At 65.4% G+C, this 8503-nt stretch carries 9 protein-coding genes; 6 read left to right on the top strand and 3 right to left on the bottom strand.

The window, feature by feature from the left end; translation table 11 throughout:
- The first annotated feature begins 240 nt into the window (after positions 1-240).
- Both ACFWCF_RS20975 and ACFWCF_RS20970 read left to right on the top strand, forming a co-directional pair.
- Positions 241-1050 (top strand): metal-dependent hydrolase, encoded by an 810-nt coding sequence (locus ACFWCF_RS20975; RefSeq protein ID WP_378565488.1) that lies wholly within the window; start codon positions 241-243, stop codon positions 1048-1050.
- 81 nt (positions 1051-1131) lie between these two features.
- The gene (locus tag ACFWCF_RS20970; protein ID WP_378565485.1) at positions 1132-2892 is read left to right on the top strand and encodes a cholesterol oxidase substrate-binding domain-containing protein; all 1761 of its coding nucleotides are present in this window, start codon (positions 1132-1134) and stop codon (positions 2890-2892) included.
- A gap of 93 nt (positions 2893-2985) precedes the next feature.
- Here ACFWCF_RS20970 and ACFWCF_RS20965 read toward each other — a convergent pair whose 3' ends face one another.
- From ACFWCF_RS20965 to ACFWCF_RS20955, 3 genes are all read right to left on the bottom strand, one after another.
- Complete coding sequence (locus ACFWCF_RS20965; RefSeq protein ID WP_378565482.1) at positions 2986-3441, bottom strand: tellurite resistance TerB family protein; 456 nt, start codon at positions 3439-3441, stop codon at positions 2986-2988.
- 85 nt (positions 3442-3526) lie between these two features.
- Positions 3527-4612, bottom strand: coding sequence for a CaiB/BaiF CoA transferase family protein (locus tag ACFWCF_RS20960; protein ID WP_378565660.1), 1086 nt, complete (start codon positions 4610-4612; stop codon positions 3527-3529).
- A gap of 35 nt (positions 4613-4647) precedes the next feature.
- The gene (locus ACFWCF_RS20955; protein ID WP_378565479.1) at positions 4648-5835 is read right to left on the bottom strand and encodes an acyl-CoA dehydrogenase family protein; all 1188 of its coding nucleotides are present in this window, start codon (positions 5833-5835) and stop codon (positions 4648-4650) included.
- 155 nt (positions 5836-5990) lie between these two features.
- Between ACFWCF_RS20955 and ACFWCF_RS20950 the strand changes: the two genes are divergently transcribed.
- From ACFWCF_RS20950 to ACFWCF_RS20935, 4 genes are all read left to right on the top strand, one after another.
- The gene (locus tag ACFWCF_RS20950; protein ID WP_378565475.1) at positions 5991-6998 is read left to right on the top strand and encodes a LacI family DNA-binding transcriptional regulator; all 1008 of its coding nucleotides are present in this window, start codon (positions 5991-5993) and stop codon (positions 6996-6998) included.
- A gap of 122 nt (positions 6999-7120) precedes the next feature.
- Positions 7121-7495, top strand: a complete 375-nt coding sequence (locus ACFWCF_RS20945) for a helix-turn-helix transcriptional regulator (RefSeq protein WP_378565657.1) — start codon at positions 7121-7123, stop codon at positions 7493-7495.
- A gap of 10 nt (positions 7496-7505) precedes the next feature.
- Positions 7506-7916 carry a VOC family protein gene (locus ACFWCF_RS20940; protein WP_378565472.1) on the top strand — a complete coding sequence of 137 codons (411 nt, stop codon included), beginning with the start codon at positions 7506-7508 and terminating at the stop codon, positions 7914-7916.
- Between the two features lie 39 nt (positions 7917-7955).
- Entirely contained in the window at positions 7956-8429 is a 474-nt protein-coding gene (locus tag ACFWCF_RS20935) for a nitroreductase family deazaflavin-dependent oxidoreductase (protein ID WP_378565469.1), read from the top strand.
- Positions 8430-8503: the final 74 nt, after the last annotated feature.

Raw genomic sequence — 8503 nt, 5'->3', positions numbered from 1 at the left:
GGTGCCTAGGCCCCCTCCAACCCCCGGGGGGGGGGGGGTTTTGTTCCCCCCCCCCGCCCAAAACCCCGGGGGGTGGTGGAGGGTCCCCCCCCCCCCGGCCCGGGGGGGGGCCCTTCCGTCGTTTCGGGGGCATCCAGGGCTATCCGTGTGACTGATGTGTCGGGTGTGGTTGCTAGGTTGGGTGTTCGACTTGTCCGAACCGGGTGAGTGGCGTCTTCCGATCGAAAGGTGTTGTCCGACATGGTAATGGGCCCTACCCATGCGGTATCCGGAGCGCTTGTCGGCCTCCTTGTCGCCGACGTGCTGCCGCGAGACTGGGGCGGCCCGACGTCGACGCCGGAGATACTTGCCTTCGCAGGCGTCTGCGCGGGATCGGCGCTGTTGCCCGATCTCGATACATCCCAGTCGACCGTCGCTCGATCGTTCGGTCCGGTGAGTCAGACCTTCGCTCGGGGAGTCGGTGCGGTCTCGGCCGGGTATTACAACGTCACCCGCGGAAAAAAGGACAGGAAGCGAACCGGTGGACACCGCACGATGACGCACACTGCGTTGTTCGCCGCCCTGCTGGGGGCGGGAGTGTCGCTGCTGGTGGCGCAGTTCGGAAGAAATGCGATCATCGGCGTCCTGTTCATCACGCTGGGCCTCGCGCTGCGCGGGCTGTTCGGCGGCTGGGCGAAGAAGTACGGGTGGTTCATCGTCACGCTCGTCACCGCGATCCTCTCCGTCCTGATGTGGACGACATTTCCCGGCGAGGTGGGATCGACCGGTCTGGGGGTTGCCGTCACGCTCGGATGTGTCACCCACTGCGTCGGTGACGCGATCACGAAGGAGGGGATCCCGTTCCTCGCGCCTTTCGTGCCATGGAGGGGGAAGCGGTGGTGGGAGTTCAAGCTGCCCCGCGCGATCGCGATCCGGGCGGGTGGACCGTTCGAGATCATGTTCCTCGGGCCCGCGATGACTCTGGCCGCGATCGGTTTCGCTCTCTGGTCCGTCGAGGGGGTCCCGGATTTCGTCTTCGGAGCGCTGGAGGCATCGGGTCTGTCGTTCTGATTTCCGATGCCACTGGCATAGAAAAGGAACTTGTTCTATTTTTGCTCTGTCCTGGTTCTCCATAGAACGGAGCTCGTCCACGTGAGCGCACACGCTTCAGGAGTTGCCCTCAGCCGTCGTGGCTTCCTCGGGGCCGCAGCGGGTGCTGCGGCCCTCGCCGGTTTCTCCTGGGCGCCCGCAGGGGCCATCCCGCTCGGAGACCCGTCGGCGACCATCCCCGCACCCCCGGAGTTTCCCGCAGACATTCCGCTCGCTCAGCAACGGTTCGAGAACTGGGCGAAAACCATCCGGTTCGACGCCGTGTGGACCGCCACCGCGCGCGAACCGGGCGACGTCGTGCGCCTCGCGAACTGGGCGTACATACACGGCTACCGCATCCGCCCGCGCGGCTCGATGCACAGTTGGAGCCCGCTCACCCTCGTACCCGGTGAGAGCGCCGACAAGATCGTGCTCATCGACACCATCACGCATCTGAACTCCGTGAGGGTCGATGCGGCGCGCGCTGAAGGCGGGGAAACGCCGGCCACGGTCACCGCGGGTGGTGGCGCGAGCATCGAATCGATTCTCTCGGCGCTCCAGGCCGAAGGGCTGGGCTGGGCCAATTCGCCGGCCATCGGCGACATCACCATCGCGGGTGCGCTGTCGATCGGAGCTCACGGCGCGACCTACCCGGCTGTGGGGGAGCAGGCAGTCCCGGGGCAGTCGTTCGGTTCGCTGTCGAACCTCGTCGTTGCGCTCACCGCAGTGGTGTGGAACGAGGCGGCAGGGGAGTACGCGCTGCGCGAGTTCCGCCGCTCCGACTCCGACATCACACCCCTGCTCACGCACCTGGGCCGTACCTTCGTCACGTCCGTGACCCTGCAGGCCGGCGCGAACTACCGGCTGCGGTGTCAGAGCTTCACCGACGTCCCGTGGCAGGAACTGTTCGCACCGCCCGGAGCAGCGGGCAGGACATTCGAGCGATACGCCGACGAATCCGGACGCGTCGAAGCGATCTGGTTTCCGTTCACCGAAACCCCGTGGCTCAAGATCTGGTCCGTCAGCCCCGAGAAACCGCCCGCCTCACGCGAAGTCCACGGGCCCTACAACTACTTCTTCACCGACAGCATCCCCGAACTGGTCACCACCCCTCTCGGCCAGGTGGTGAGCGGCAATCAGGCCATCACCCCGGCATTCGGTGCGTCGCAGTTCGGTGCCGTCGCTGCCGGTCTGAAGGCGACCGGCACCGAAGACCTCTGGGGCTGGTCGAAGGACCTGCTGTTCTATCTGCGGGCGACCACTCTCCGCGTCATCGCGGGCGGCGGCGTCGTGGTGACGAAACGGGAGAACATCGCGCAGGTCATCAATGAGTTCACGACGTGGTTGCACGGCCGGATGAGCGACTACGCGTCGCAGGGGCTGTATCCCGTCAACGGACCGTTCGAGGTGCGAATGTGCACGGTCGACGACCAGGGTGAGGTGCTCGTCGACTCCGCCGGTGCACCGAACCTGTCGCCGGTGCGCCCGCGACCCGATCGTCCCGACTGGGATACCGCAATCTGGATGAACGTCGTATCACTCCCCGGAACCGCGGGTCTGCCCGCGTTCTTCGCGGAGATGGAGCAGTGGATGGTCGCCAACTACTCCGGCGACTACGCGACGTTCCGCTCCGAGTGGTCCAAGGGCTGGGCGTTCGACTCCGAGGGTGGCTATCGCAACCAGCAGTTCCTCGGAGACACCGTTCCGGCCATGTATCGCACCGGATTGGGCAGCGAGGAGGGCTGGGATGCAGCGCGCGCGGCATTCGATCGGCACGATCCGCATCGCGTCTTCAGCAACGGTTTCCTCGACAGACTGCTCTGAACGACCTGAGCGGTCGGGATCGGCGACAAGGACGACGAGAAGTGGAGCCGCGCACTCGCGTGAGTGCGCGGCTCCACTGTCGTTGATCCGATATCAGAGGTCGAATTCTGCGGGGTTGATTCCCACCGCGTGCGCCGCGCCGCGCACCGCTGCCTTCTCGTGGTCGTCGAAGTGTCCGTCGGCGCCGCCGATGATGATGCCGATCTGGATGACCGCACGGGCCTGATCCTGCTTCGACTTCAGCTTGGCGATCGTGGCTGTGGCCTCGACCTTGCCGAAGTCGAAATCGGAGTCCAGCTTGCTGCAGTACCAGTCGAACTTCTCGCGGAGTTCGTCCTTCGGGAACACCGAGAGGAGGTCGTTGCTCATGATCAGCGCTGCGGTCTTCTGTCGTTCGCTGGGGTCGATGCTGCCGTCGGCGGCCGCGATCAGCGCGCACATCGCCATGCTGGCGTTCGCGAATTCTTTGTTCTTGAACTGATCGGTCTTGGTCTTGAGCTGCGCGCTCAGTTCGGTGGTCTTCGCCTTGAGCTGATCCCAGAACGCCATGGTGGCCCTTCGTGTCGGTGTGCGTGTGCACCATCCACTCTGCCATCGGATGCGAAACGGGTGTTTTGTGAGGTCCGCTGCTCGCCTACGCTTCGCCGAGCCGTGGCGGCGCATTCCGGTAGGTCGCGGGTGTGGCGCTGAGGCGGATCGGGTTGGCGATCTGCCTCAGCGGCTGTTCGCGTCGTTCGTCGTCGATCTCGACGACCGGTGCGAGACCGAGTCTTTCGGCCAGCGCGATCGCGTCGGCAACGTCGTTGAGTGGGCCGCAGGGGACCTTCTCCGCAGTGAGCGCCTCGAACCATGTGTCGGCGGGCTCGGCGGACAGGGCGTCGTTGATCGTCTTGACGAGCACCTCGCGGTTGGCCACGCGTGCCGCGTTGGTGGCGTAGCGCTCATCGGAGGCGAATCCGTCGAGCCCGAGTACCGAGCACAACGACGCGAACTGGCGGTCGTTGCCCACGGCCAGCACCAGCGGACGGTCGGCGGTGGTGAACAGCTCGTACGGCGCGATGCTCGGATGCCTGTTTCCCATTGCGGTGGGAACGACACCCGCCGCCACGTACCCGGAGGACTGGTTCGCGAGCGCAGAGAGGAGCGACGACAGCAGATTGACCTCGACGCGCTGCCCCGCGCCGTTTCGGTCGCGGTTCCGCAATGCGGCGAGAATCCCCAGTGCCGCATGCATTCCGGTGATGACGTCGACGACCGCGACCCCTACCTTGGTGGGGGTGCCTGCGTCGGGTCCGGTGATGCTCATCAGGCCGCCGACCGCTTGGATCAGCAGATCGTACCCCGGCAGGTTGTTGTGCCCGCCGAATCCTGTGATCGAGCAGTACACGATGTCGGGATTGATCGCGCGTACCTGCTCGTAGCCGAGGCCGAGGCGGTCCATGGTGCCGGGCAGAAAGTTCTCGACCACCACGTCGGCGCGTTCGACGAGGCGGCGTGCCTCGTCGAGTCCCTGCGGAGAGGACAGGTCGAGAGCTACCGACTGCTTGTTCCGATTGACCCCGAGGAAATACGACGATTCGTCACCGACCCACGGCGGACCCCAGCTACGGGTGTCGTCCCCGACACGGGGCCTCTCGACTTTGATCACCTCGGCGCCGAGGTCGGCGAGCATCATCGTGGCGTACGGGCCGGCGAGGACGCGGCCGAAGTCGGCGATCATCAGGCCGTCCAGAGCGCCGCCGGTCTGCGTGGTGCTCACCTGAACGCAGCTTCCCCGGTGAGAGCCTTGCCGATGGACAGCTGGTGCATTTCGGAGGTGCCTTCGTAGGTCAGCACCGATTCGAGGTTGTTGGCATGCCGGATGACCGGGTATTCGAGGGTGATGCCGTTGGCACCGAGGATCGTGCGGCATTCACGGGCAATGGCAATGGCCTCGCGGACGCTGTTGAGCTTGCCGGTACTGATCTGTTCGGGTGTGACCTCGCCGCGGTCCTTGATCCGGCCGAGGTTGTAGGCAAGGAGGTGACCTTTACCCACCTCGAGGGCCATATCGGCGATCTTGGCCTGAGTCAGCTGGAACGAGGCGAGCGGCTTGTCGAACACGATCCGCGACTGTGCGTATTCGATGGCGGTCTCGAGGCAGTCACGCGCAGCGCCGATCGCGCCGAAGGCGATGCCGAAGCGGGCTTCGCCGAGCGCGGTGAGGGGACCGCGCAGACCCTTCGCAAGCGGCAGCATCGCGGAGGACGGCAGCCGCACTCCGTCGAGGACGAGTTCGGACGTCACCGAGGCGCGCAGCGACATCTTGGCGTGGATCTCCGGTGCAGAGAACCCCGGGGTATCGGTGGGAACGACGAAGCCGCGGATGCCCTTCGGTCCTTCGTCGAGATCGGTCTGGGCCCACACGACTGCGACGTCGGCGATCGACCCGTTGGTGATCCACATCTTGGTACCGCTGAGGACCCAGTCGTCGCCGTCGCGCTTGGCGTTGGTGCGCATCCCGGCCGGGTTGGAGCCGAAGTCGGGTTCGGTGAGGCCGAAGCAGCCGATCGCCTCGCCGGCGGCCATCCGCGGCAGCCATTCCTGCTTCTGTTCCTCGCTGCCCCAGTGGTGGATGGAAAACATCGTGAGCGAGCCCTGCACGGAGACGAGGCTGCGGATGCCCGAGTCGACGGCCTCGAGTTCGAGGCAGGCCAGCCCGTAGGCGGTTGCACTCATGCCTGCGCAGCCGTAGCCGTCGAGGTGCATGCCGAGAACGCCGAGTCCGCCCAGTTCTTTCGCGAGGTCGCGGGCGGGGAGTTTCGCGTCCTCGAACCACTGCGCGACGTGCGGACGGATGCGGTCGTGTCCGAACTTGCGGACGGTGTCGCGGATGGCGATCTCTTCCGGCTCCAGCAGCGAGTCGAGAGCGAAGAGCTGCGTGAGGGACTGAATGTTCGACATGTGGTTCTCCGAGGTCCTGGGTGATGGGTCCGAGGTAAGGAAAATCGTTTGTGCAATCGTATGCAGGAACGATTGCGAGAACGTTTGCATCGCCTAGGCTAGGGGGACTGATGCGGGTCGTCAACCCGTACCGATGTGGAGAGCAGGAGAGCCTCATGGCCCGACCCGACCGCGCGCCGACTCTCAAGGAGATCGCGGAGCGCGCCGGCGTGCACGTCTCGACCGCATCGCGGGTGCTGCGTCAACCCGAACCCGTCGACGGATGGTCGGACTCCGCGCTACGTGTGCGCGAGGTCGCGGAGGAACTGGGCTACCGGCCGAACCTGTGGGCGGCGAGTCTGCGGACCAGGAAGACCACCACACTCGGTGTCGTGATGCCCAGGCTCACCGACGGCGTCGTTGCCACCACCTATCAAGGCATCGAGGAAGCGGCGGAGCGCGCCGGATATTCGGTGCTGCTCTCGAGTCCTCCCGACGACCTCGACGCGCAGCGCCGGGCCATTTCGCTGCTCGTCGGGCGGCAGGTCGACGGACTGCTGCTCAGTAGCCTTCATATACCCGGCGGCCCGTTCGTCGAGTCACTTGCGCTCGGACCTCTGCCGTTGCTGTGTGTCACCAGGCACGCCGACGCAGGACTGCCCTTCGTCGTCGGCGACGACTACCGCGGTGGGCAACTGGCTGCTCGGCATCTGCTCGACCGCGGTTATTCGGAGATCGCGATCATCGCCGGTCCCGAGCACGCGAGCACGGCGCGAGACCGCCGTGCCGGTTTCGTCGACACCTTCGAACGTGCGTCGGTGCCGTTGCGATCCGACCGGATCGTACGGTCGGGTTTCGATGTGGCGGGAGGTGTAGCGGCCGCTCGCATACTGCTGGATCGTCCGGACCGTCCGCGCGCGATCTTTGCGGTCAGCGACACGATCGCAATCGGTGTCCTCGGGGTCGCGCGAGATCTGGGGCTGAGCATTCCCGGCGACCTTGCGCTCGTGGGGTACAACGACATCCCCATCGTCGAGCAACTGCCCGTCCCGTTGACCACGGTCCGCTCGCCCGCCCACGAGATCGGCGCCGCTGCCGTGCGCAGTCTGCTCGAACTCGTACAGGGGCGCGAGGTGGAGTCCGCACGACTCCCGGCCGAGCTCGTCGAGCGACAATCGAGTTGATCCGGGCATACCCGGCTCACCGCTGGACAACGTCGCGGTGACCGAGGACGATCGCGCACGTGGCGAACAGCGATGCGCAGCGTCTCCGGGATCTCACACTGTTACGCCGTGTCCGCGACCGCATGGATCGTGAGTACGCGCAACCACTCGACGTCGACGCACTCGCGCGTGGAGTAGGCATGTCTGCAGGGCATTTGAGCCGCCAATTCAAGAAGGCCTACGGCGAATCGCCCTACTCGTATCTGATGACCCGCCGAATCGAACGCGCGATGACGCTGCTGCGCCGCGGTGACCTCAGCGTCACCGATGTGTGTTTCGAAGTGGGATGCTCGTCGCTCGGGACATTCAGCACGCGATTCACCGAACTGGTCGGCATGCCGCCGAGTGTCTACAGGGACAAAGCCGTATACGGGACGGAAGGCATACCGGCGTGCGTCGCGAAACAGATCACGAGACCGGTCAGGAATCGAGAAGCACAGGTGTTCGGCCGTCATTAACGTTACGGCCATGGACATCACCATTCACTACACATTCCTCCCGCACACCGATCCGGAAGCGTCCCTGGCGTTCTACCGCGACACCCTCGGATTCGAGGTCCGCAAGGACGTCGGTTACGAGAACATGCGGTGGATCACCGTAGGGCCTCCCAACCACCCGGAAACATCCATCGTCCTGAACCCGCCCGCGGCGGATCCCACCATCAGCGACGACGAGCGGAACACGATCCTCGAGCTGATGGCGAAGGGCAACTACGGCGCACTCACCCTCGCGACGGACGACCTCGACGGACTCTTCGCGCGCCTCGAGGCCGGCGGCGCCGAGGTCCTCCAGGAACCCATGAACCAGGATTACGGCGTGCGCGACTGCGCCTTCCGCGATCCCGCGGGCAACCTGATCCGCATCAACGAAACGAACTGAGTTGCAGGGTAATCGGGAACTGTAAGGGAGATTGTCGAGATGGCGCAGCACGAGAGAGCGGGCACGAACCGAACGCGGCCGCCCGCAACGCCAGGGGCGTTTTCACGTTGGCTCCAACGGACAGCGAACGCGCGAACGATGAAGAAGATCCGACGCGGCAAGGGCCGATCGATGGGCATGGACATGTTGATCCTGCACACAACCGGTCGCAGGAGCGGACAACCACGTGAAACACCATTGATGAGGTTGTCCGACGGCGACGACGCGGTGCTTGTCGTCGCGTCGGGCGGAGGCAGCGTGAACCCGGACTGGCACGCCAATCTGATGGCGCAACCGGACGGAGTATCAGTGGAACTTCCCGGTCGCGAACCCGTATCCGCGACAGCGCGGGAACTTCGCGGCATCGAACGCGAGCGGGCCTGGCAGCGACTGGCGGCCGAGCAGCCGCGCATCGCGAAGTACCAGGGCAAGTCCGATCGTGAATACCCGTTGATCCGGCTGACGTTGCTATAGCCGCGTGGCACAGTCGAACAGGTCAACAGCAGCGGACCTCCAGGGTGGGGGACCCGGACAGAGAAACGGAGACA

The organism is Rhodococcus sp. NPDC060090 (assembly GCF_042729855.1).
GTDB lineage: Bacteria > Actinomycetota > Actinomycetes > Mycobacteriales > Mycobacteriaceae > Rhodococcus.
This window is presented reverse-complemented; position numbering and strand designations above follow the sequence as displayed.

Coding starts and splice junctions, on each gene's coding strand:
- ACFWCF_RS20975 (WP_378565488.1), top strand. CDS start 241: ATGGTAATGGGCCCTACCCATGCGGTATCCGGAGCGCTTGTCGGCCTC.
- ACFWCF_RS20965 (WP_378565482.1), bottom strand. CDS start 3,441: ATGGCGTTCTGGGATCAGCTCAAGGCGAAGACCACCGAACTGAGCGCG.
- ACFWCF_RS20960 (WP_378565660.1), bottom strand. CDS start 4,612: ATGATCGCCGACTTCGGCCGCGTCCTCGCCGGCCCGTACGCCACGATG.
- ACFWCF_RS20955 (WP_378565479.1), bottom strand. CDS start 5,835: ATGTCGAACATTCAGTCCCTCACGCAGCTCTTCGCTCTCGACTCGCTG.
- ACFWCF_RS20950 (WP_378565475.1), top strand. CDS start 5,991: ATGGCCCGACCCGACCGCGCGCCGACTCTCAAGGAGATCGCGGAGCGC.
- ACFWCF_RS20945 (WP_378565657.1), top strand. CDS start 7,121: ATGGATCGTGAGTACGCGCAACCACTCGACGTCGACGCACTCGCGCGT.
- ACFWCF_RS20940 (WP_378565472.1), top strand. CDS start 7,506: ATGGACATCACCATTCACTACACATTCCTCCCGCACACCGATCCGGAA.
- ACFWCF_RS20935 (WP_378565469.1), top strand. CDS start 7,956: ATGGCGCAGCACGAGAGAGCGGGCACGAACCGAACGCGGCCGCCCGCA.